Here is a 24,343-nt window from a genome sequence, read left to right as displayed (position 1 = left end):
TAGCCTGCCAACTGGCAGGCTTTTATAAGCCACTTTATAAAGTGGCCTATTTAGGGTCCTTATGTCCTCAATCCAAAAATCAGTGACACTTGTCCTTCCCCACAAAGACAACAAGGGTAGTTAAGAAAATCGGTGTTCCATTTAGTAGCATCCAAATCACTCCATAAAGTTTAATTAGTTCAAGTAAATTAGCGATATTGGTAGATAATAATCCTGCACATAGGACTCAGGCAAACCATCCTTTTCCACTTAAATGCATTGACAACGATTTGAGGAAGTGCGGTACTGCCCCACAACCAATAAATTGGCAATCTTAGTATTAATAAAGTAATACAAAATACAATTATTTTCAACAAATGAATTAAAGTTCTTCTTGATGATATTAAACATTAATTCAATTATAAAAAAATTACTTCCTATTATAATATCAAAAAAATATGGACAACGTTAGATATAATAAAAGACCCACCAAGAAGATGAAGTGATACCCTAATGGGGTTTTTTCAACATCTACTATGAGGGGTGCATTTCAGTGTCTAGCAAGGTAAATGTTTTACTATAAGCTATTCTATATACGTTAAAATTTGCTTACTATTCAATCGCGAAAAATGAAAATATTAATCACCCTAGCAATCATCTCACGAAAAACTTCTACTCTACCCCCAACGCTTTAAAAACAGCTTCTTGAGGCGTATTGTAAAATATGATGCTAAATGCACCTATTAATTCTGGAGGTACAGTTCCCATATCTACCGCAGATGTAATCGGAACCAGCACCTTTTTAGCCCCGCTATCAAGACATACCTGCAATATATTGGCAAACTCCTCTACTTTTAGGATTGTCCCGCTGATACTTATATCTCCTAGAACTGCCAAACTAGAAAGGGTTGGCTTTTGAAGTGCAGCTGAACATATGGCAATAAGTGTTGGAAGTGTCAATGTCTTCGTGATTCCAATACCATTTAAATCTTGATAATTGATAATATAATCCTTTGTCGTCGTACTTATGGCATTACTTATATTTTTGCCATTCGCTTTTAGATAATTGAACGCAATGTTTGTAGCTTCTTTTGCATCTCGATCTGTTCCAAGACCAGTACGTTCAAATTTACCATTCCCCGGAAGAACCTGTGTCTCTAAACGATACACACCAACCATGCCTGATTTACTTCTCGACACGGTATAAACATGCCCTGGGTTCGTCATTCCCTCAGGTATTAGTTTACCACCACCTTGCTCAGGCACAGGTACATAGTGTTCTTCAAAGGTTTCGGTATCGACATAGGAAAAATTGACATCATAAAATTCCATGCCACCTATTTTTTTAAGTTGCTCCTTCACACGACGTCTCAACTCTAGAGAAATTGTTAATATTTCAGCCATATCTTCTTTTGTATATTTACCATGAGGGTATAGAAGCTTTGTAAAGCCCGAAATCATTTTTCTCACGGCAATCACATCACGTTGGTTTAAATTCAATCCAAAATTAAAATACTTTTCACAAGCATCTCCAAATTGTTCTTTACGCATTTCTTTCATAAATTCCGAAAGATAATCTGTGATAAAAGCGTACTCATTGGTAAAAAAGTCTGGTCTATATTTAGGAATTTCCCAACCTGGGACATAGCAATGCATTCGATCAAGAAAAGCAGTATCATAAGCCATGACCTCTGGGAACGGTTCAAATAAATGCGATGTTTTTAAAAGTACATCGACACTTTGATTGATATTACCAACAAACACCATCGAAGCGCTCGCTGCCTTCTCTTCTTTTCCACGAGCAAAAGAGCCTGAAGCCATATAGTCTTTCATGATTTGAACGCCGTCTTTATCTTTAAAAGTGATACCTGCTACTTCATCAAAGGCTACGCAGTCCCACATCCCTACAAGTCCTACTGTTTTATTTGACATATTGTAAAATAAATTGGCAACAGTCGTTTGTCCACCCGAAACAAGGATACTGTTCGGAGAAATTTCTTTGTATATGTGTGATTTCCCTGTACTACGAGGTCCAAGTTCACAAAGATTGAAATTATTTTCTACCAACGGAATCATACGAGCAAGAAGTAACCATTTTTCACGGTTTGTAAACTTCTCTGCTTCCATTCCGGTTGAACGAATCAATACATTCAACCATTCATCTTTTGTAAATTCTTTTCTCGCTTCTTTGATTTCATCCAGTTCAATATGTGGCATTTGAATAGGTGTTAGCTTTCTTACACGAATGGGATGTGAACGTCTATCCTCTTCCATATATTCATATTCCAATTGAACAATACACCAGATTCCTCCACATAAAAGTCGATCGAATTCTGACACATGACTTGGGGCAAGTAGAATCTCTCTTACCCCAAGATTTGAAAATTCAGCCTCATATCGATCTTCCTTAATATTGAGTTTAGCTGTTATACGGTCGATTACTGTATAACTACCTCTCTCACGTAGAATAGATAGAACTTTCTGTGCTTCATCTGGACGAACAAAATTTTCTGCAAGAATTCTCTTTACGGTCTTTACGCCTTCTTCAATGATTTCGGGATCATCTGAACTACAGTATTGTCCTAGCAAGAATTCTAGAACATAAACAGGTACGTTAGCACCCTCTTTAATAGCTTTTGTTAAGTCTTTGCGAACAATCTTGCCATCAAAAAATTGTCTCAGTTTTTTATTCAATGCGGCATTATGATTATCCTCTTCTTCTAATCGGTAGTCGTCCATCAACTTGTTATCCCCCTCCCCTAAAGACTAAAATCCGAAATCATCGGAAAATGCCAGATCCATTTGCACCTCATGGCGAATGACTTCAAGTGCATTTTTTTCATCGTATGCCACTAAATAGTATTTTCTATGTTTATCATACTTCTTGTTTTTAAATGTAAACTTTAAACGGAATACACGTTTACTTGCATCTCTGTCCTTTTTATCTGCTACATAGATGTTTTCGCTCGATATTTTTTCATTATCATCGGAAATAAAGAATAATTTATACGTCGTTTCTTTATTCACATCTGTAACAGCTTCCATTTGAATAAAGTCTAAGTTCGTTGCTAAATTTGTAATCTTGCTCAATCCTGATACAAGGGCAATCGTGACAGACCTCGTTGCCGTATGGTATTTATTCGTTTTCACATCAAGTACCGGAATTAAAACCTCTTGAAGAGAAGCCCCACCATGCACATAGTTTTGGCCACCACCAGCGACTTTAAAGACATCGCTGCCAATTGGCACAGAAATTATTCTTTCGTCGGTATTGGCTAATATCTCACCTAATTGAATAGTACCCACACCATCCGTCTGTAAGCTTTCATCCGCAATCACATATCTTCTTCCAATAAATGCATTACTTTTTTCAAAACCACTAATCTTATCACTTTCTGCTAGTTTATCGCGTTTATAAATAAAACCATGATCCGCTGTCACGATGAATCGTGTATTATTTGCGCTAGTCAGCCTTTTAATCATCGTATGAATTTCTTCTAAAGCCTCTTCACAGGCATTGAACACCTCATTTTCCGTGTTCAGCTTATCGCCTCTCGCATCAATCTGATTATGATAAACATAGACCACTTCTTGACCCGTGAAAATATCCTTTAAATCAGCAACTTTCATCGTCTTAATATCATCAAACTGTACTGTACGACTGTTTTGTACCGTTTTCTGTAACACTTGTTCTCTTGTCTTTAAATCATCACATATTTTCCCATCAACAAGCACCTTGAAATCTTTACTCATCGAAAGCTCCTTATGGGGAAGTAACGCAGACATACCAAACCTTGTATAAGATGGTACAACACTTTGCATAGCATGGATAGTTGCCGTACATTTTTCATCAGCCATCAGTCGCTTCAGTAATGTTTGTCCTACTTCAAAGCGGAGGGCATCAGAAATGATAACGACCACACGCTCTTTTGTATGTCGCACAAAGGTTTGATAGAAATCTTGCTGCTTTATAAGCCCTGTATAGCCCTTACATTCCGAAAAAGCACGAATCCAGGATACTGATAGCGGATCGAGATAACGATTTGTATAAATGTTTTCTACAATATCACGTAAATTTTCATAAGGTGTATGATCAATTACTGTGTCATAGTGGTAATAGAAATAGCGATATTTCTGGTCAATCACATAGTCTGTTTCTATGTAACTCTTCCAAAGGTCTGTTGCAGACGTCTTTGTTTCAAAACGTGCTGCTACAATGAGATGATAGGCATTTTCTAAAATGTAATAATGTGAGTAAAACAGCTGACCATAGTGCATTTTCCGTCTCATTTTACATAGCTCCGGAATAGAATAGCCATTTAATTTTGCATCTGTATCCTCATTTTCAAGTCGTTCCAATAACCATTTCATCAAAAAGATATCTACCTTTTTGAAAATCTCAACTTCAGTTAAATCATTAACCTGTAGCTTGTTAAAAATCGTTTCTCCGTCCAATGTGCTAAATACCAAATCAGACAAGCGCTCAAAGCTACTTTTAAAAATGACACTATTCATCAAACCGTCCAAAAAGGCAATACTATTACCTGATTTGTATGAGTTATAAATTTTCCATACGTTAGGAAGCTCTGACTGAATCACTTTTGAGGTATATGTAATAAACAAGGTCGCAATCAGCTTAAATAGAGTTGGTGATACATCGGTATAACCAAAAGTCTCCTCACACATTTGCCAAAACGGTTGGACTAAATCATACTTTTCAAATTCTGCCATATACTTGTTATCTTCGAGGTTGTCATCCGTAATAACTGTACGAACAATTTCCTCAAAAGACACTACTTTCGTCTTACAGATGACACTCATGAGGGCCGTTTCAATGACAGTCTTATTAAAGTTTTCAATTTCTAGCTCATAAAATCGTTGTGTTCGATCCTTAGCACCAAAAAACTTCAGATATTGCTGCAACACAGGCTTATATTTTTCATCAATGCCCAAATCCAGAGCTAATAAAGAAGCCCTGTCAGCGAAAAACTCCTTTGAATAGCGCACCGTATCCGCCAAATGATTGTCCTTTAGGGCTGGTTCCGCAAAAGGAGCATAAATCAAATAATGAGTTGTCGTGTCCTCACGCTCTAAAAAATATTTCATATAAAATTGATTATCCTGCTCAAGCTTTAATACCTTAGCGTTCTCAAGCGCGATTGTATCGATATCCTGTATAAACTCAGCACCCGCATCGTACCAAAATACAAGCTTTCGCACATCCCCAACAAACTCGGAGTTCAGTTTATCTGTAATTTGTTTCAGATTAAGCTCTGCCATTTATATCCACTCTTTTGTCAAATTATAGTCTCGTCATTTCTTCGTTCATCAAAATTACACTACTTCTCCAAATTTTACGCACTTGTAGTAAATTTTCAGAAAAGGCATCATGAAGTGGCTGTAACCATTCAATTTGATGCCCTTTAGTAATTAAAATAAATCTAAATATTATCCTTTCTTTATTCATCCCTAAAAATTTACAATTGGGATTTAAATCTTCCCAAGGATATCAAGCTTCTTACCATCCTTCCCTGTTTGAACCTTTTCATAGTTCACTTTCACACCGTCGTCCAAGTCAATGGCGATTCGGCTAAGGGCTAGATGCGCCACCTTTTCATCATATTCTTTCGTTTCTTTAAGTTGCTTGATGAGCTTTTCTTTACGCTTTTCTGCCTCTGCTACTTCACGACCGTTATTACTATTCTCTGCCATGTCAGTCATACGGTCAATTTCACTCATATAGATTTTTTGCATTTTATGAAGATAATCGACACGGACTACACCTGTCGTATCTGCTGTATAGCGATGCATATAGACAAGCGACTTAAAGCCATTTTGTTTTCCACTATCATACAGCCAGTAAATAGGGCGTTTTTGATATGTTTTCACATGGTCTTTATAAAAATCCTTGATAAAATAGTTACGAATGATTTCTCTTGAAGTATCGCCCTTATTTCCCAGAGCCTGTGCAATAAAGTCAAGATTTTCTTCTAGCGTCTCCTCACCATAGACACTCTTCACAAACGCCACAAACCTCCCAACAATATCATCCTCAAAATACTCTTCATCTGTAATTGGAATACAATTATCCGCATCCGGAATAAAGGATTGATACTTACTCGCATCCCACTCACCACCAGCATAAGCAAGCCCCAGAACATCCAGCGAATAACGACCAAACATACAACCAACCGCATACGAAACAAAACTCTTTATATCATGCTGCAAATTAGCCTTACGCACCGTTACATCCTTATCTTCAACCTCAGGAGTCAACTCATCCTGAAGCCCATAAATCTCAATAAAAATCCGGTTCAATTCTTGTTCATTCGCTTTTAGCTGATTAAATCGATTGTCACATTCATGTTGCCAATTTACATAGGCAGACTGTATTGTTGTACCTTGTAATAAAGGATGTTTTATAAAATCCCATGATGTTTCAGTTGAATTCCAATCTTCTTTAGCATATTCCACACACGATTCAACCAAAGTATAAATTTTCTGTTTCTCTTTTTCGTCTATACAAATCGGTAAGGCGCCAATATTACCAGATTGAAATGAAATTGTAGGGTTGAGTAAACCCAGAATATATTCACAAACAATCGAATTCATCATCCCTAATATATAATTGAATAAATCATCTGGAATAAATGCTGAAGAACCTTTGTCATCAAAAAGATGTCCTAAATCTGACTTTCGACACGAAAATAAACCACTAGTGAGTGTTGCCCAAGTGATTGACTTTTTAAAATACAACCTTTCACTTCGGACACTTGCAATTTTTCTTCCATTATCAGTTGCCTTTTTTATTTGTTCACCATTATTTTCCCAAAAAACAATCATTTCGTTTAAACCATACCATTTTCGAAAACCTCCACCCTTGTTATACGGAAACCATTTCTTTTTTGAAGCTGTGGCGGTTAGAGCATCTGAGTAACCAATCCCCATATTGTGATAATCTACTTCACTCCACATACGAAGAAAACGATTGTTATCGCCGGTTGTCATTCCAGCTTTCGCTTCACCTATACTACTAATTGGTTTATATTTTTCGAAAACCTCAAAAATACGACTACTTGCCCAAAATGCAAAGGGTGAACCAGGGATCTTGGAGAAGTTTTCTTCGCTCGTTTCATAGAAGTATCCACATTCTTTATTGTTAAGTGCTTCTAGTACTTTTTGTTTTTGTATTTCCATGCCACCTTTGAAGTCAGAGAGTTTGAAGTAAAGTCCTTTTTCTGTTTCTCTACCGTTTTTTAATACAAATGAACAGATTGGAACAGTAGCTTCTTCAAATGCTGAGTATTCCATTTGTATTAAGGATATAATGGATTTTTCGTTGATGATATATTCTCTTAGTTGCTCATATTTTTTGATAAACATCCATACAAATGGTGTCATGAAGGCTGAGTATCCATTTGGTTTACAGTAGTCAAAGTTCTTGTACATAAATACAGAGAATAGATCCCCACTATGTGGTTTATATTTTTCTACAACGAATTTTTTTAGTTGCCCTTCTAACTTATTCATATACGGTGGATTTGTACAGACAAGTGTATATTTTTTTGACATGATGTTAGCTTGTTTTGCAAGCTTTTTCATAACAGGATATGTTTCTTGATACCAATAGTCGCTCTCCATTGTCATTTGACCCATTGGATTAATATTGTTTAGATATTCCAAGAAAGATGTATAATCGTTATTTACTATTGTAAGCAAGCTACCAATTTCTTTTGCATCTTTATATGCAGAGATAAGATATTCACCAACGTTATTTTGTTCTGCGTTATTCGTAACACCTTCACATGTAAAGACGTCTAAATTATTCGTCTCAATAATTCCTGAAACGTTCGGTTGCATTTCTCTTGTTAAAAATCTTCTATCGTAGCTTCGAGCTTTCATCATCACGGCAAAATAAGCAAGTTGATAAGCACGGTTATCTATATCAAGACCAAAAATGTTATTTTCAACAATTGCTTGAGCTGCCTCTCGATCAACATAACCGCTTTCTCTGTAAATTTCCATTAGGACATCAAAAGCATAGACAAGAATATGCCCACTACCCATACAAGGGTCAAAGAATGAAAGTTCTTCAGGTAACACCTTTTCTTCTACATATTGGATTTGTCCGTTTTTAGGTGTTACAAAATACTCTAGTTTCTCATGTAATTTACTTTGCGGGTTTCGTTCAATCCAGTATCTACCTAATGAGTTGTCTACCATATACCGAACAACCCAATCCGTTGTAAACAGCTGTGTGGCAGCAGGTATATCGTCTTTTTTCACTGTGCCTTTATATATATTGATAACTTCATTCTTGCGTTCTTCGTTGTAGTACTGATACAGCCACCCAATGATCTCAACAGCTTCTGTAAAGTCTTGTTCTTCAATGTCATGAATAAGGTGGCTGACGATACCGTCGCTGTCTGTGAATGAGATTGGTAGTAATAGCTCTGTGTAGTCGGCTGTTTTTTCAAATAGTGCTGGGAGTACTTCGTTTAGCTTGTTACATTGTTTAATAAAGAGCATGCGAAATAGCTCGTCTAGCTTGTTTTCATCTTTTAGCTGTAAGATGCGATCTGTTTCATAAGCCGAGAATTCCATATCTGTGTCAAACGGAGTTGTAACCATATCTGGCTCTGCTTTGCCAGCTGTTTCACTTGATAATACACGAATGCCTGAAGGTAAATAGTCATTAACCTCCATAAAGCGAATAGCAATCAGTCGGTTAAACCATGTATAGGCAACCTCTTCGATGACAAATTGGAATGCTATTTTGTAATCTGTAGTCGCTTCTTTTTCTTTGATGCGTTTAATAAGTGCCTCGCGCTGTTTAATTTCAGCATCCACTATTTCCGTCGGTTTGCCCGTGCCAATATCGAAAAACTGAATATTATCCGTTGAAGTGGAAAGAGGTTGTAAAATCCCCTTTTCACTGATTCCAATAAGCCCTGCTTTGTAGGTAATTTCACTAATGAGCTTTCGTCTTGCCCATACTGCGAATTTTTTAATTGCTATTTTGTTCATAATTTCCTCCTGTTAGAACTCCACATTTAGTATCGTATCGTCTTCAATGCGCTGTTTTAACTTTCGCTTTAATGCTTCTACATAGCGCTCAATATCCTCTTCTGTCTCGATACGCCATGTTGCTTCTGTATTAATGGACTTAATGCTTACTGTTTTCTGTGCTTTTGTCTTTGGCTTCGGTGGCTCTACTACAGTTGTTGATTCCTTCGCCACAATCGTTGATGGCGTTTTTGGCTGTTTTGCCGCTTGCAGTCGTGCCTCCTCCGCTAGTATTTCATTGAGTAAACGGACCTTTAGCGCATCCGCCTCCACTTTAATATTTTGTAAGGTCGCTACATTGTTACACGTTTCTGCTTTTTGCTGGATCTCCTCAAATCGATTGATGACTTTTGGAGAGAACTGCTCTTTACATTCCTTTCCTTCAAGTTCTTCGATTACACGTTTTCTTGCTTCCTGAATAGCTGTATAAATCGGCTTTGCCATTTCCGTTAAAATATTTCCATATAAATTTGTAAACATATCGAGCATATCTGGCATTTTTCGAATGTCTGAATATGGTACAGCCTTCTTCATAATACCTTTGATTTGCTCTATCACCATTTCAATTTCATTGTTAACAATAAAAGTCTTACTTTCATTGTAAATTTTCAATAATTTTAAGGCACGGTTCCAAATTGCCAGCTGATCACCATCAAAAAAATCTTGAATTGGCTCTACATCTTCGGCAAAATCTAATAGCTCATCCTTTTTATGATCGACTGTTTTAAAAAACTCTGTCGCATATTGAATCGCTAACATTTCAAGCAGTAGCGCTTTTCCTTCCTTGACAATGCGTTCGCCCGGATAGCTTGGTTCATTGCGATAATGGATTTCAAGTTTTTCTAGATCATTTTTTAAGTTAGTAGCATATTGCTGGAAACTCTTGACGATGGCATCATCTTCATCAGAAGATGGCGTTGTTTTAAAGAGCGCCTTCATTACTTCTCTCACTGTTTTTTTCTGCTTGTCGTTTGCTTTTTCTCTTTTTTCGATTAACAGCTTTTCAAGAAATTCTTTTCGACTTAAATAGCGGTATAGTTCATCAGCAGATTTTGACAAAAGCGTCACAGCATCATTGTTGACAAAGAACCCCAGGTCACCGTCTTTAAAAAGCTTTGTCACTAACCATTGCACATCGTCCTCCACAAATCCGTATGGTGGCTTTGTAAAACGTTCCATCACTGATTTTAATGATGTTTTCGCATACCTTTGTGAATTTAAGCTGATAGAATCAAGCACATCATTTAGCGCTAATTTATTTGGCGTGGCCGTTGCCGCTTCAAATGAAATCTGGCCACTATTTGAATCCTTTAGCAGTGACTTAATTTGCAACTCGCCCATAGCTGTATCGATATAATTTAGCTTATGATAGATGGAGTTCACCAGTTTACCCATCGCCTCATGTATGCGTGTAGTTATATCTTTTGCAGCAATTTGCAGTTTGTCTCCGTTTACATAAATCGAAGCGTTTCTTAATGCTTGTTCCAGAAAAATTCTTGCATGTTCACTTCTATCACGCATTTCAGTACGTTTCGCATCTTTGATTTGCTCAAATTTTGTAATCGTGTTTGCAGTGTTCAGTCGTAAATACTTTTCAATTTTTAACATGCTTCTGATTTCATCCATAAACGCTTTATCATCAGGAAGTGCTACTAAGACACTTGGCGTCTGTCCGCTCATTAAACGTAATGTCGTTTCATCTGTGCCCATTTCATAGTTAGGTGTCAGTATTTTGAGTGAAATCGCATTGTTTTGATTTGCCTTATAAGGTCTGTCATCTACCATTTGGTTGAAGGCAAATGTATAACGGCCGTTAAACGCTGGATAACGATATTTCTTTTCATCATATAGACCATCAAATATTAACTCTGATACTTTGCTAATGACTTCTGAAATTTCAACATGCTGGCTGTCAATTTCACGATTGATTTCCTGTTCTTCATCTGTTAGGAATACGTACACATCGCCATTTTTTTGAATTAATGTTTGGCGAATGAGACGTTTTAAAGCGTCCTCTACCTTCGTTTTCAAGGCAATTCGATCATCATCAATATGAGAAACCATGAGACTTGTAATATTTTCAAGGTTGGCCACTACTTCTTTGACGTATTTAATCATAAATAACGTTTTTAATACATCCACATCAAAGCAGTCCTCTGATTTCTCAGGATTTAAGTAGTCATTGTCATAGGCACGGATAATCACACCCTTATGACTATGATCTAAAAATTGTTCAAGCTCATCATAAAATACATTAAATGGCACAAGGGTACCTTCTGATTTGTCCATAATTTTGACGACGGATTCCTTAAACAATGCCAGCATCGAGCGCTCACCCTCTGCCAAGTGCTTTCCACTAGCTCCATGTGTTCGAATCGATGTCAGCACGCTCGCTAGGAGGTTAAACTGATACGGTACAAATGGGTACACCTCTGAAAAATTGTCTCGATCTGCATAGAGCTTTTTTTCAATACCATCATTAAATAGAATGAGGTTTTTTATAATCGTATCTTTGTCGTCATACAGTAAGCCTAATGTTTGTCTTCCACTTTCTGTTTTTTCAAGTATTCTTTTACGAATAACTTCATCTACATTGGCCGAGGATAGCGATAGTCTTGTATCAAAACGACCTTGAATTTTCGAAAAGTCATTGCCCTTCGTTTTCGTGATGCTATCGATATCCTGTTGACTTGTGACCACTACCCATGCCTTACCTTCACACGCTGAGCCCAAATCCTCTGTCACGGTTTGAAGGTTTAACATAAGCCTCGAATCTTCACCGATATATTGACCAATTTCGTCTACTAAAAAGACGACATGATGGTTATTGCCTTTTTTGTTGATGTATTGCTTCACCATTTCAGCAAATGAAGCAACGTCTATGTTATATGTACCTGTAGAACTCTCACACCAATTTTTTGCCGATTCCATGCTCATATAATTGATTTGTACGAGTGCCTTACAAACATGGTCTTGAATAAAACGGAATTGATGTCTGGAATCTTCCCACTCTTTCCCGCGAATTTCAGTGAAAGCCTTTTTAAAATCTTCATATTTTCCTTCAACGGAAAGATGTCTTTCTAAATCTGCTAAGAAAGGATTAGCGCCGTAAAAGCCTAAGTGCTGATTAAATACCTTTAGGAACACAGAAAGAATCGCTTCTTTATTATTTTGTGAATCGGCCATTCCGCTTTTTGAGTCAATATTAAACAGGATAATATCACTTGAAACACTAGCAGCTAGCTTCATATCTGCAAGGACCACTTCATCTTTAATTTTTCGGTCCTCTATAAAATAATCGATTGCCGTTTTGCCATCTACTACTCGATTTTCTAAAAGATACGACAGGATTTTTAAAAAGTGAGATTTACCGCTTCCGAAGAAACCTGAAATCCAAACACCCATCTTGTCTGTATGACTAATGATGCCTTTTTTATAACTAGCAAAAAAGTCAGCAAAATGCTTTTGAAGCTCTCTTGTGACAACATACTCTTCAAGTTCTTGTTTAACATTTTCATCATCGTCCTGACCAACCTTGATAACACCTTTAATGTCACGATCAACTGGCTTTGAAAACATATTTTTTACAAACATTGATTCTCCCCCTCTTAATCTACTAGTTTGAATGCTCTGTAATAATTATCATCTTTAATTTCTGAGAAAAGCATTAAGGATTGCCCATCATATTTTCCTGGGAAAAACATTACCACGGGGACATCATCTACAAACTGGTGTAAGTTGTTTAAAATTTTATGAGAGCGCATAATTGGGAAGCACTTACCTACCCCCGTTAAAAAAACGATAGCATTTTTGGGTGTATTATTTTTGATATATGCTAACAGTTCATTGCTCTGATTGTCTTCTTCCATTCGAAGCATTTCATTGACTGCTTTCGTAATTTCAGAAAAGCCCTTCGTTTTTTCAAACTCCATACATAATTCTAAAAAACCTTCCTGAACCAAAATGTCCATAATAATGTCATACAAATCAAACACGACTAACGGAAAGTCATAGTGATTCGTTGTGTACTTTGATTTCAAATAATGGATACGCTCTCTTACAAGTAGTTCTTGCTCTTCTGGATAATCAAAAACATAATAACCAACTTCATTTCCCAAACCTTTATTTTTTCTGAAGTTCGGTTGTTTTATCTTATCTTCCAACTTATTTAATCTATTTTCCAAATCCACCATTTAACTATCCCCCGTGATCGCCTTAATCAATTGTGTCTCATTAATGTCTATTAAATAATTTTCGAGTGTAATATCTAAAATGGCTGGAGTTATTAATTTGCGTTTATCACTATTCGTTAATAGTCCAGCATCCGTTAAAAAATTCATATAGGAACTACGCAATCTTTTTAATGTTACGTCTGTCCATTTATTAATTGTTTCATCTTGAGCTTGTTTATTTTTAAAGAATATGTTGATATCGCTAGCAGTGAGTTCTTCCACGCCAATCACAACTTTTTCTCGATATACCTCATATAAAAATTCAAAAAACAATTTATTCTTCCTTGATATTGCAAAAATGTTAATAATCTTTTGCGTTTTTAAATCTGCCCCCAAAAAAGTCTGTATAAGTCTTTCATCAAGAACATTTATCCTATTTTTTAGATATCCAAAAATACGATTTGCTCTATATGGTTTTGAAATACCAAGTAGATTTTCGTTTAAGCATAGGAGGCTTATTTCTTCCCATGATTTTCCTTCGTTTCTTAGTTTTATTAGTTGCTTAAATTCAACAAACCAAAAAGATTCAGCAACCAGTCCTGAGCTATACTTTTCCATAGGTCACACTCCAAATAAGTACTTACAATTGCGGAACAAAAAAACAGAATGAAAACATTACTCTGTTTTTTTAACAATCTCGACAATATCCCCAATATCACAATCAAGTGTTTTACAGATTTTAATCAGCACATCAAGAGATACAAATTTCGTTTTTTTTGAGTTTTGTAAATGTCGCAGGACTAATTTTTGCTGCCTTTCGCACTTCCACATTTGTCATGTCTTTATCAATAATTAATTTCCATAGTTTTTTGTAACTTACTCCCATAATGAACACCTCTTAATGGCTAGATAACTTTAATTTACAGCCTTAGCAATATACAAATTATACAATTACTAATTCATTGTTACTAGATAATCATTCAAAATCTCAAAAAAAGGAATAAAATCACATGAATACACAGCACTGATGTTAGTCGACATTAGTAATAACCGTACTTTAATCAACAGAAGGTAAATACTCTCTTGCAGCAGCCCTTGAAAGAATGGACTCTTCAGAAACATCCAGTGTTAGAGAGCTGACATTCAATGGTTCTTCAAACTGCTTTACCACCGTTTTCTTTAACGTCGCTTTTTTTGCCATTAAAACAACTCCAATTGTTTCTCTAATAACTTGCGAATGGGCGCATTTGTTTTTCGATGGATAGGGCAAGGTCCATATTCCTGTAATGCCATCATATGATCTTTTGTTAGATAACCTTTGTGCTTGTCAAAACCATATTGGGGATAAATTTGATGTAACTCCCTTATTACTTTATCCCGTTCGACTTTAGCTAAAATAGAAGCTGCACTGATAGCTGGAATCAAATCATCACCCTTCACAATGGCCTCTGCCGGAATATCGATGTTAGGTAATTTATTCCCATCGACAAGTACTTTATTAGGTTTTATATGCAACCCTTCTACGGCCCTTTTCATGCCAAGAAGTGTTGCGTTCAGGACATTAAGTGTTTCTACTTCCTCAAGGGATGCTATTTCGATCCTCCAGCTAAGAGCTTTATGTTTAATTTCTTCAGCCAGTTCTTCCCGTCGTTTAGCAGAAAGTTTTTTCGAATCTCTTAAACCCTCAATGGGTTTGTCGGGATCAAGAATACACGCTGAAACCCATACCCCTGAAATTGCCGAACCTCGCCTTATTTTACTTTTCAAATTCATACATACTGCCTTCACCAATTGGGTAACGTATAGAATTTTGAAAGATAAAAAAGCCAATTCCCCCGTATTTCCAGCGAGGAATTTGGCTTTTGATATTCAACATTCGCGCCCGTTTTAATTAAACAGTTAAATTTAATCATAAAAAAGAGCGAGGACCACTGTACGCCTCTCGGCCTTTCTTATGTTTGTTCAAAATATTATGCTCATTTTGAGTCCCTTATATGAGACTAAAGGTCAATCTATTTGTTTGAATTGCTTCTCCTTGTTCACTATAACTAACAACAGATAAATAAGGATTATTGCAAAATCCTTCTTCAAAAAGAATGTCATATTTTTCTTTTGTAACACTTTCGTAGTTTCGGCCAGCAAAGGCTCCCGTTAAATAGTCTGGAATTCTATTCAAGTCATCATACCACAATTGTTTTGTGCCTTCTTCGTATGCACCAACGGAGATTGAAGGTGCTTCATTTTGAGTAACCTCTTCCATAGAACACATTCCATGATAATTAGCCTGAAGTAGGTCATATATTATTCCATCAATCCATTCCACTATGCTATCGCGATCTGAAAACCAACATATATTTTCAATTTTATAATCGCATTCTTTTGTTATTGTAGTCATTAAGTAAGCCACAATCATTTGAACAAAACCAATGTACCTAAATAAAGTCAAATTAAAAGATTTACTTTCTGCTTTTTGCTTCAACTGCTTTAACTTTTTTATGACTTTCTCATAGTAATCTTTGTTCCTTGGAGTATTACTAATCCATAATTTATATTGATTAATTAAAACGTCAATTTGCTCCATGCAATTTTCTTTAGTAAGGGGAAAGAATTTTTTGGTATTCTTTTCCATAACTACTGTAACATTAAAACAATATCCTGATTTAATAAATTTACAAAAACGTTGGTCAATTTCAGCAGTTTTCTTTAAATCTTTAGGGGCTATCTCACCCATAACGGCCATTAACTCTTTTATATCATCGATGTAAGGTACAATCGTAAAAGTGATTGAATCATAAAGTTTATTGCTATCTTTCAGACAGTAATCACTCAAAATAAACCACTTGGAAACCTTTATTTCCTTATAAGGTTTAAGGAAACGTTTGAAATCGTCTAAACTTGATTGTTGAAAAGTTGTGTCAAACCAATTAATTGCTCCATAATTGTTTTTTATTTTATCTTTATCGCTCAAGGCACTCTCCCCATTTCTCTTCATATTTTTTAAATTACCAACCTATCTATAAGTTCTATTACCATGTAGATAATTGTACCAAATGACTTTGTGTTAATACCAACATAGATGTTGACTCTTTTTCTTATAATCAAGGCAAAGGATATAATCAAGGAAGTGGGAAGGTTACATGGCCGAAAGGATACCTTTAAATTTGGGATTCCTTAGCAATTACTGAAGATTAATCCCATTGTGTAACATATTAGATCAATTTACTTTGATAAAGGAATGTACAAAAAAAGTCGGGTACTAATACTTTCAAAAATCACTAGATGAGTTAGTGAATTTTTTGATTTTTCCCATAAGGGTTATGCTTAATACATAAAAATGAACAGTTTTTAACAACTGTTCATTAATCAAAAGTCCCATATTGATCTTTCTCGTTTACAAGTTTCCTGATTGCCTCCCTTACCTTAATGGAAACCGGCAATTTTATTGCAGCTAATCGGTATACCTCCCACCCTTTATTTCTTTACCCCTTTTCACTAAGCGGTCAATTACCAACCTTGCCCTTCGGATTTGGTAAGAAGGTACATCTTCCTTCACCTTGGAAAGGTAATCCACAGTGCTGAAAACTTACCACTGTCAAAAACTCTTTATTTTAAAGTACATTCTTTCAATAAATGAAACATTTTTGTTGCGCAGTATTTAGTCTACTACGAAATTAGGGTTACTCTACAATCGGGCCCAATTTTTAAAGACAGTTCTTTTTAAAATAAGGTGAAATAAATAAAGCCTGCCAAAGGCAGGCTTGTTTAATCCACTTTATGGAGTGGAATATTTATGGCCCTTGTGTCCTCAATCCAAAAATTGATGACACTTGTCCTTCCTCACGAAGACAACAAGGGTAGTTAAGAATATCGGTGTTCCATTTAGTAGCATCCAAATCACTCCAGAAAGTTTTGTTAGTTCAAGTAAATTAGCGATATTGGTAGATAATAAGCCAGCCCATAGGACTCCGGCAAACCATCCTTTTCCACTTAAATGCATTGACATCGATTTGAGGAAGTGTGGTACCGCCCCACAACCAATAAATTGGCAATCATGGTAATAATAGAGTAATATAAAACACAATTATATTCAACAAATAAATTAAAATACTTCTTAATGATTATTAAGCATTAATACAATCATTTAAAAGGAATCTAGATCCATTTTACCTCCACGGAAAAAGGTATCATCCTAACAACACACGTATCTTTTCTGCAAGTATTGATTTTCTTGCCTCATAAAACTTTTCGAAGTCTTCTATTTCAAGTGATACATCTTGCGAAATCATAGCCTGTTTATAAAATTCCACCTTTTGTTCATCGTTCATATCGTTGTAATAATCCACTAGTCGCATATCATTTTTGCTACCATTACTTCTGCCTTCTAGCAAATGTAGATTAGGTAGTCGATTTCGCATTCCATGCCATCTTTTCCAATCTACTACACTAACAGATACTGGCTTACTTCCGATGAACCTGTTGTCAGGGTGAAGATGATCTTGTTCATATTTATAGTTCTTACTTGTCCAGTCAAGATTCAAATAATACAGAACCTCTCCTGCAACTCTGCTACCTTTGTCCGAGTTGAGTACATCTTCAATTTTACCATCTGTAACTCTCAAGTCATTCATCTGGTCGAGCATTTCAATTGTAATTTCATAGTCAAAGCTATTGATGTTACTTTTCATCTGTTGCAGCTTACCTGTAGTGCCGGATTGGAAATAAGTAAAGAATATTGCCCTAAGTAAATAAGCGAGAACACCCTTGATGTTTTTGCCGTAATCATCAGGATTATAATAAATGTAATAAATAATCGGCAACAGAACGTTCCAGCTACTTGAAAAACGGGTTAAATCAATATTCATTTCCTTCAGAAGACTTTCTGTATTTGTCAGTGCTTTCTTGAATCCGTTCCAATCGTTTTTCAATTCCTCTGCAATCTTTTTGTTAATGTTGGATTTTACAACATCACCATATAGCATTAAAGCTGCTCTAATAATAAAGTCCGTATCAAAACGGGCATACGAGTCAACGAGAATTTTCCCAAACTCAGTTTTCGCACTTGGCCAGTATGCCTCCAGAATTGACATCGTTATTTCAGATTTACGCAGTGCCTTTCCACCACTATTGAACCTTACAAACATCTCAAGAGCATCGTCTTGTTTCATGTCAATAATTTCAGTATATCTTACCAGTTTTTCAACAAAAACCTTATTATACAACTTTTGTAGGATGTTTCGCGCATAATCCTTGCTGTCTGCTGGAACATTAACAATGGCTTCTTCAATTGCTTTTTCTCTTGTAGTTTCATTTTGGAATTTCTCATCAAGAATGTTTTTTATCTCAAATTGGGTTGGACTCAATCTTCCAATCTTATCACTAAACTTAATATCAAATTTCTTACTATTATACTCTTCTTCAACGACAGATATTTTATTCTTGTTCAATTCTATAAGTAATTTAGTTAAAATCCTATCTCCGGATTTCTTTCTAGCATAATTCGGACGTATGTATGCTTCCCCAAACAACGATAAAAACAATGATGTTAGCCTTTGCTGTCCATCCAATACAGCCGTATCAGTATCCTTAACATTTATACCTGTTAACTCGTAATTAACACTATCAGCTTGTTTTCTACTGTCAAACGTAACTTCTGATAAAAAATTGCAAAAATAGGTATCCCATGTCACATTTGAATCATCTACACGCCAAAATAGAAATGTAGCAATAGGGTAATCCAACAAAATAGAATCCCACAGTTTTTCAATCTGCTCCATACCCCATACAAATTGTCTTTGAAATGCTGGCATTACATATTTTCCGTCTTTGATGTTTTGTAAAGCCTCATATATTGATATACTATTGTCTATTAATCTGCTCATTATTGCACCCCTCAATTACAAAAACTCAATTTCTATTTTTTTATAGTGTGTCTTCCACCTCGTGCTATATCATTACCTTTCCATAATATACTTTATTTGCATCTTCAGTGTGCTTAACTGCTGCTCTTGGATAGAAAAGCATATTTATTTCAATATTTTGAACATTCAAGAAAGATAGCCGTTTTTGTCTCCAAATCAAGCGGTTAAATATCGTTTATTAAACCCCATTCAAAGCGTGAACGATGGCGGCCCTAATTCAAGTTCCTGTTTAATTATGCCATTTTGCAATTGGTTTTTTTCAAATTCTGAGAATATTGTAGATTTTTTTGGAATCGTAAAGCGACTATAAAAATATTACTTTTAATAGCAGTAATCCGTGTAAATTACTTTTTGAATTTTTTTGTAATTAATAATACTACAGGCGATACTGCAGCCAAACCAGCCCCAATTTTCCCGATAATATTGCCATTCTTAGACTTACAATAAGAACAAAAAACCTTATTTGAATCTTTTGGAAGTGGTCTTCCACAGCTAGTGCATTTGTCCATCGCCCTTTTCCCCCTTTGATAATAATAATTCTCCTGTTAATTCAATTTCAATATAGTCCGTTTTATTTGATGTTAGTTGACTAAAACTGGTATCAATCTTTTCCAATGTCTTTTCTGGATATTTAAACCATGACTTTTCATTTTCAAATTTTGGATTATAGGGTAAAAATTCAGCAACCAGTTCCAATTTTTCAGAGTAATCTATTATACATTTCTTTAAAGGCAATAGTGACTCCTGTAAAGAGCTAATCTCTCCTAATTCTTCATATGCCAAAGCTATATAACTGGAAGAAGAAATGATATTATCAAATATTCTTTGTGTTTCAAGAAACTGCTTTTGGATTTTATTAGTATCAATCTTTTGGAATAAAGAATATAGAATTAGTTTAAAGTTAGACTTAGGAAGATCCTGAATAAACTTCGTTTTTGTTTCCAATGACTCGATTAGTTGGCTACGTCCTTTGTTTAATTCAGATATTGCTTGTGTCAGTAATTGCTTTCTAATATTCAAATCTTTTGCTAAAAGAGCCTGTTTGTAAGTTTCTTCAGCCCCCTTAATTGTTCCTATACGATCAGTGAACTGTCCCTCTATTACATCTGCAACTTGTTCATTAAGATATTCTAATTGTTCTAATACAGCAGCCATTGTTGATTGTAAAGCAATGTTATTTACAGCACTGAAATTAGCTGGGTCTGTCTCTTCCAGCCTTGCTTGACAAATAAATGACCCATTTTGATCTTTTATTACAGGAAGTTGTTTTCCAGCTTTATCATAATTCCATTGAGCTGAACCATCTTCCAATTTACGGCTAATATTTTTTGGAATTATTACTTTATAAATACTATCTTTATTAATATTTTCTTTAGCCTCCAAAAAAGAGGGTAAATTTCTAAAACCATTAATTATCTTACCTAGATTCACATTAATCCGTTCATCAAGTTGAGACTTTGATAATTCCATTGTTTTATTGCCAAAAGCCTCTTGGGGTTTAATATTACCTTTGACTTTTATTACTTGTGTTTGACTCATATCCCTTCCCTTTCTCTTATTCAATAATTTCAATAAGTTTATATAGTCAAATTCCCGCGAAAATATTAATTATTAAAGACAACAAACAATAAAAATAATATGGAATGTTTTTATAAGCAAAAAAGATATTTCTTAAAGTGAACCCTTTTTCATAAATATTAACTAACTGTTTTTCAATTTTGTTTTTGTAACCTTGCACATCCTTATGGTTTAATAAGGGTATAATGAAAATTAGTCCTAATATTACAACTAATATAAAGCCAATGAATTTAATAAAATCAGGCATAAAAACTACTAAAGTTATACCTGATATAAAAAAAGGAAGATATGCCGCTTTAAAATACTTGATATAAACATTTGAAAAAGTATCTAGAATTTTTCCAGTATTATCATAGAATATATAAATTATATATAATACACCACCAACAATTGAGATAGCCAGTACAATATTAACAATATCAATTTTATTAATAAAGATTTCTGTTATTCCAAAATAAGTAAAGTACCCTTTTTGAAATGAATAGGCTAGAAAATACCCAATAGCAGTTATGAATCCTATTATTAATCCAGTATCAAGCCAATTAAACATACTTAATTCCTTCTTCTCTACATTCTGTGTAGCATTGTATTTATTTTTATTTTGCACAAGATGTCTCACTCTTTTTCTCCTATAACTACTCCTCATCCCAATCTCCTTTTTATGTTTTAAACTATTATTTTCTATTTTACCAAAAAATTGAAAGTTGCAATGATTTTTTCAGTACTACTTACCAACTAGTTTTATTTAGTTTGTTCTATGCTCTAAACCCTTGTAAAATCAGCGAGATAATGGGATGTACTGTAATTATTCCATTTGATGGGACCAGCACAGCGTAAATCGGCTGTATTCAATATTATGACTAAGCCTATTCTGAATTATGAGCAAGATGAACGGTATCAAGTAAAGGTTGAAGAGATCGAGAGCAATAAAGCGAGATAAAAATTTTAAAGAAATAGGAGCTAGCACGATTTTTACGCACCGCTGATTCAGAAGGCTTAGAAATGGATTCTTTAATTTTTGTCACACTTGCCTATACTGGTTTGCGAATTGGAGAATTACTTGCCCTAAAGTGGACTGATTTTGATGAAGAAAAAGGGTCATTGCGTATTACTAAGACTTTTACATTCCAAGTAATAATAATATTGAAGAAAATAAAAAAAGTGAAAGTTTAAATAGAATTCTGTATCAGATGGGTTTTCCTCTTAAAATATTCAACAAATATAAGAAACTGGCATTTCTTAATTGAACGATTCTAAAGCAAAATGATTGTAAGTTCGGTCAGCCCGTGCCTTGGCAATATCCTGCTCACGCCGGAATTCCGCTACCTTTAGCTTGTTGATTTTTTCGGCTTCGGCTATTTCGGTTGCCCTTTCAAGTTCGGCTCGCTTGATTCGCGTTTCTTTCTCTGCATCGGCGGTAGCTATATCGGCATCCCTCTTCACCTGGGCAATCCTTGGCTTTCCTAGCGACTCAAGATATCCATTTTTGTCTTTTTTAGTTAACCAATTTATGTCCATGATTTATGTACACGAAATAAATCTTATATACCTTACGTAAACGATATATACAATAGTGTATTTGACAACGCGAAAGCCTTTCGAGAACCAACCATTGTTGTTGTTTTTAATATAAGTAAATAGACCTTAACTAATGAAGGTCTATTTATTACTCAATACTTCTTCAAATTTTTTCATCTTAATTTTCTCTTGGTATAACATCTGGGTTTTCAAGATGTACCAGGAGTACCTAATTGCTCATATTATATGGTGTTGCAAAGCATTAAACTTAATAACTTAATCAAATATTATTAAAACTCCATATTTGTTTTGCAATACCTGCAAGGTATTTACTTCTATTTAAAATTTCATCGAAATCCCACTTCTTTTTCTTACATAGTTCTTTTGTTAATAAAATATTGGACTGACCATATCTCTGTTTTTTTTCTGCGAATGGATTATTTGACGCCCCAATATTCAATTCACTTCCCAAAAGAGTTAGGTTTCCAATACGATTAACAAATAGTTGATGCTCAGAAGCTCTTGACCCTAACTCTTTTTCCCAGGTGCTAACACTTACTTTTGATCTCTTTCGCAACTCCCGTGGCATTATATGTTCTATATGGACATCTGTTCTCGAACTAATCATTTTCTCTTTTGTATTGTTTGTTAAAGCATTTTCAATGATTTCCAATATATATTTTGTCTGTGGTGACCTTGTGAAGTCCCTACTTTGGAAACTCAAATAGAACTCTGTATCACTTGGGGTTCTCTTTTTCAGGTACCCAATTATATAGTTTATGGGATCTTCTTTATCGAATGCTTCCAAAGCCAAGTGATTGTAAATCCTGTCGATGTCCCTAGTAGAAATATTGCATATACTTCTTCTAAGTGTGAACACTTCTATTGCTTTTAGAATTTTTAATAATTGCTCATTCCTAAGGTCCATCGAAACACATTTTATAAGCAATGGATAGCAAGTTGTAGCCTCAATACGAACTAAGGTATTTAATCTTTCATCAACTTCTTTTACACCTAAAATTCCATTATACAACTTTACGTATACTTCCGATTTAAGCCATATATCCTCAACAAGATTTAAGATATTGTCTGTATTATCAATAAGTTTTTGAAATCTTGAATACAATTTTGGAATTGGAACTATACCGTACTCAATTGAAAATAAATAATGCCTAAAAAATCGGACCTTATCATGCCGGACAGATTCTATCTCCTCTATATTCTCAATAATTCTATCCCATATCTCTATGCATTCTTCCAACATTGATTCATTAGAAGCGATCGTACTTAGAAGGTAGTTTTTTATTAAATCCACTGAAGATAGAGATAATCCTCGATTATTTAGTGTTTCAAATAGTCTAAATGCATCGTAGTAGGAGTCCGTTACCATTATAACAAGATCAAACGACTCCAATAATCTCGTATACACATTCTGCCATTGTATACCATTTTCTTGAAGTTTTTCTTTAAAAAAGTAATATGCTTGAATTATTTTTTCTGTTTTAGCCTCTTCCTTTGTTATACGTTTCTCCACTAATCTTTTGAATACCTTATTGTCTTTTCTACCCAGAATGAGTTTAGCTTCTTGTTCATCTATTGTTGAACTCTTTAAAAAGTAGGTATTTATATATCCAGCTCGGTCTTTATCTATTTCCTCTGCAAGATCTCTTATGGCCGTTAGCATAATTAAAGTAGTAGTAATGCGTTGCTGACCATCGACTACTTCAAAATAACTAAACCCTTTTTTGCGTTCCGAACCAATGGTAATAACAGACCCTAGAAAATGCGTTTCTTCTCCTTCAAGCTTAATCAAATCTTCCCATAAATCATTCCATTGATCCTTTCCCCAATTATAGGTTCTTTGATAAAGGGGTATCCGGTAAACTTCATTAACACTTCCGAGCATTTTACCAATACTTAATCTCTTTGTATCAATTGACATATTTCCCTCACTCCTAAAGTTGGAACAAATAACAATAAATACATTATGTGCATTCACGCACGTTTTTAAACGTTTTTCGAGCGTTTGCGCTTTTTTTATTTTTTTTCGAAAAATTTTTGTTATGATTATTCCAAAAATATAAATAGGAAAATTCTATTAACTATGGAGAG

Annotated in this window: 14 protein-coding genes and 3 pseudogenes; 1 reads left to right on the top strand and 16 read right to left on the bottom strand. The window is 34.9% G+C overall.

Annotated features, from left to right (window positions below):
- Positions 1–651: 651 nt before the first annotated feature.
- The 14 genes and pseudogenes from brxL to NST21_RS08855 all read right to left on the bottom strand — a co-directional run bounded on the left by brxL (position 652) and on the right by NST21_RS08855 (position 21,332).
- Positions 652–2,718, bottom strand: a complete 2,067-nt coding sequence (gene brxL, locus NST21_RS08920) for a protease Lon-related BREX system protein BrxL (RefSeq protein WP_340892483.1) — start codon at positions 2,716–2,718, stop codon at positions 652–654.
- A 27-nt stretch (positions 2,719–2,745) separates the two neighbouring features.
- Complete coding sequence (pglZ, locus tag NST21_RS08915) at positions 2,746–5,259, bottom strand: BREX-1 system phosphatase PglZ type A (RefSeq protein WP_340888740.1); 2,514 nt, start codon at positions 5,257–5,259, stop codon at positions 2,746–2,748.
- Between the two features lie 210 nt (positions 5,260–5,469).
- Positions 5,470–9,006 carry a BREX-1 system adenine-specific DNA-methyltransferase PglX gene (pglX, locus tag NST21_RS08910; RefSeq protein WP_340888738.1) on the bottom strand — a complete coding sequence of 1,179 codons (3,537 nt, stop codon included), beginning with the start codon at positions 9,004–9,006 and terminating at the stop codon, positions 5,470–5,472.
- 12 nt (positions 9,007–9,018) lie between these two features.
- Positions 9,019–12,639, bottom strand: a complete 3,621-nt coding sequence (gene brxC / locus NST21_RS08905) for a BREX system P-loop protein BrxC (protein ID WP_340888736.1) — start codon at positions 12,637–12,639, stop codon at positions 9,019–9,021.
- A 14-nt stretch (positions 12,640–12,653) separates the two neighbouring features.
- A complete protein-coding gene (locus tag NST21_RS08900; protein WP_340888734.1) occupies positions 12,654–13,238 on the bottom strand; it encodes a DUF1788 domain-containing protein in 585 nt (194 codons plus the stop codon).
- On the bottom strand, positions 13,239–13,835 hold the full coding sequence (locus NST21_RS08895; RefSeq protein WP_340888733.1) for a DUF1819 family protein: 597 nt from the start codon (positions 13,833–13,835) through the stop codon (positions 13,239–13,241).
- A 57-nt stretch (positions 13,836–13,892) separates the two neighbouring features.
- Positions 13,893–14,055 (bottom strand): annotated as a pseudogene (locus tag NST21_RS08890) (helix-turn-helix domain-containing protein).
- Between the two features lie 219 nt (positions 14,056–14,274).
- The gene (locus NST21_RS08885; RefSeq protein ID WP_340888732.1) at positions 14,275–14,418 is read right to left on the bottom strand and encodes a hypothetical protein; all 144 of its coding nucleotides are present in this window, start codon (positions 14,416–14,418) and stop codon (positions 14,275–14,277) included.
- Positions 14,418–14,990: a ribonuclease HII gene (locus NST21_RS08880; RefSeq protein ID WP_340888731.1), complete on the bottom strand. Its 573-nt coding sequence runs from the start codon at positions 14,988–14,990 to the stop codon at positions 14,418–14,420. Before NST21_RS08880 ends, NST21_RS08885 begins: the two co-directional genes overlap by 1 nt.
- A gap of 217 nt (positions 14,991–15,207) precedes the next feature.
- Positions 15,208–16,185 carry a hypothetical protein gene (locus NST21_RS08875; protein WP_340888730.1) on the bottom strand — a complete coding sequence of 326 codons (978 nt, stop codon included), beginning with the start codon at positions 16,183–16,185 and terminating at the stop codon, positions 15,208–15,210.
- Between the two features lie 1,216 nt (positions 16,186–17,401).
- Entirely contained in the window at positions 17,402–19,096 is a 1,695-nt protein-coding gene (locus NST21_RS08870; RefSeq protein ID WP_340888728.1) for a DUF262 domain-containing protein, read from the bottom strand.
- A gap of 383 nt (positions 19,097–19,479) precedes the next feature.
- Positions 19,480–19,644: a hypothetical protein gene (locus NST21_RS08865; protein WP_340888727.1), complete on the bottom strand. Its 165-nt coding sequence runs from the start codon at positions 19,642–19,644 to the stop codon at positions 19,480–19,482.
- Positions 19,628–20,674 carry a hypothetical protein gene (locus tag NST21_RS08860; protein ID WP_340888726.1) on the bottom strand — a complete coding sequence of 349 codons (1,047 nt, stop codon included), beginning with the start codon at positions 20,672–20,674 and terminating at the stop codon, positions 19,628–19,630. Before NST21_RS08860 ends, NST21_RS08865 begins: the two co-directional genes overlap by 17 nt.
- A 46-nt stretch (positions 20,675–20,720) precedes the next feature.
- Complete coding sequence (locus NST21_RS08855; protein WP_340888725.1) at positions 20,721–21,332, bottom strand: hypothetical protein; 612 nt, start codon at positions 21,330–21,332, stop codon at positions 20,721–20,723.
- A 353-nt stretch (positions 21,333–21,685) separates the two neighbouring features.
- Between NST21_RS08855 and NST21_RS08850 the strand changes: the two are divergent.
- Positions 21,686–21,886: pseudogene (locus NST21_RS08850) on the top strand (hypothetical protein); the annotation flags it as partial.
- Between the two features lie 93 nt (positions 21,887–21,979).
- Here NST21_RS08850 and NST21_RS08845 read toward each other — a convergent pair.
- Together NST21_RS08845 and NST21_RS08840 are read right to left on the bottom strand one after the other, a co-directional pair.
- Positions 21,980–22,207, bottom strand: a pseudogene (locus NST21_RS08845) (flotillin family protein); the annotation flags it as partial.
- 304 nt (positions 22,208–22,511) lie between these two features.
- Positions 22,512–24,173, bottom strand: coding sequence for a DUF262 domain-containing protein (locus NST21_RS08840; RefSeq protein WP_340888724.1), 1,662 nt, complete (start codon positions 24,171–24,173; stop codon positions 22,512–22,514).
- Positions 24,174–24,343: the final 170 nt, after the last annotated feature.

The sequence above is a fragment of the Peribacillus sp. FSL K6-1552 genome (assembly GCF_038005205.1).
In the GTDB taxonomy this organism is placed as follows: Bacteria; Bacillota; Bacilli; order Bacillales; family DSM-1321; genus Peribacillus; species Peribacillus butanolivorans.
This window is presented reverse-complemented; position numbering and strand designations above follow the sequence as displayed.

Bases quoted from the DNA above. Each gene is read 5' to 3' on its own strand.
- NST21_RS08840 (WP_340888724.1), bottom strand. From the start codon at position 24,173: ATGTCAATTGATACAAAGAGATTAAGTATTGGTAAAATGCTCGGAAGT.
- NST21_RS08860 (WP_340888726.1), bottom strand. From the start codon at position 20,674: ATGAGTCAAACACAAGTAATAAAAGTCAAAGGTAATATTAAACCCCAA.
- pglX (WP_340888738.1), bottom strand. From the start codon at position 9,006: ATGAACAAAATAGCAATTAAAAAATTCGCAGTATGGGCAAGACGAAAG.
- pglZ (WP_340888740.1), bottom strand. From the start codon at position 5,259: ATGGCAGAGCTTAATCTGAAACAAATTACAGATAAACTGAACTCCGAG.
- NST21_RS08885 (WP_340888732.1), bottom strand. From the start codon at position 14,418: ATGGCAAAAAAAGCGACGTTAAAGAAAACGGTGGTAAAGCAGTTTGAA.
- NST21_RS08865 (WP_340888727.1), bottom strand. From the start codon at position 19,644: ATGGACAAATGCACTAGCTGTGGAAGACCACTTCCAAAAGATTCAAAT.
- brxL (WP_340892483.1), bottom strand. From the start codon at position 2,718: ATGGACGACTACCGATTAGAAGAAGAGGATAATCATAATGCCGCATTG.
- brxC (WP_340888736.1), bottom strand. From the start codon at position 12,639: ATGTTTGTAAAAAATATGTTTTCAAAGCCAGTTGATCGTGACATTAAA.
- NST21_RS08870 (WP_340888728.1), bottom strand. From the start codon at position 19,096: ATGAGCAGATTAATAGACAATAGTATATCAATATATGAGGCTTTACAA.
- NST21_RS08900 (WP_340888734.1), bottom strand. From the start codon at position 13,238: ATGGTGGATTTGGAAAATAGATTAAATAAGTTGGAAGATAAGATAAAA.
- NST21_RS08895 (WP_340888733.1), bottom strand. From the start codon at position 13,835: ATGGAAAAGTATAGCTCAGGACTGGTTGCTGAATCTTTTTGGTTTGTT.
- NST21_RS08880 (WP_340888731.1), bottom strand. From the start codon at position 14,990: ATGAATTTGAAAAGTAAAATAAGGCGAGGTTCGGCAATTTCAGGGGTA.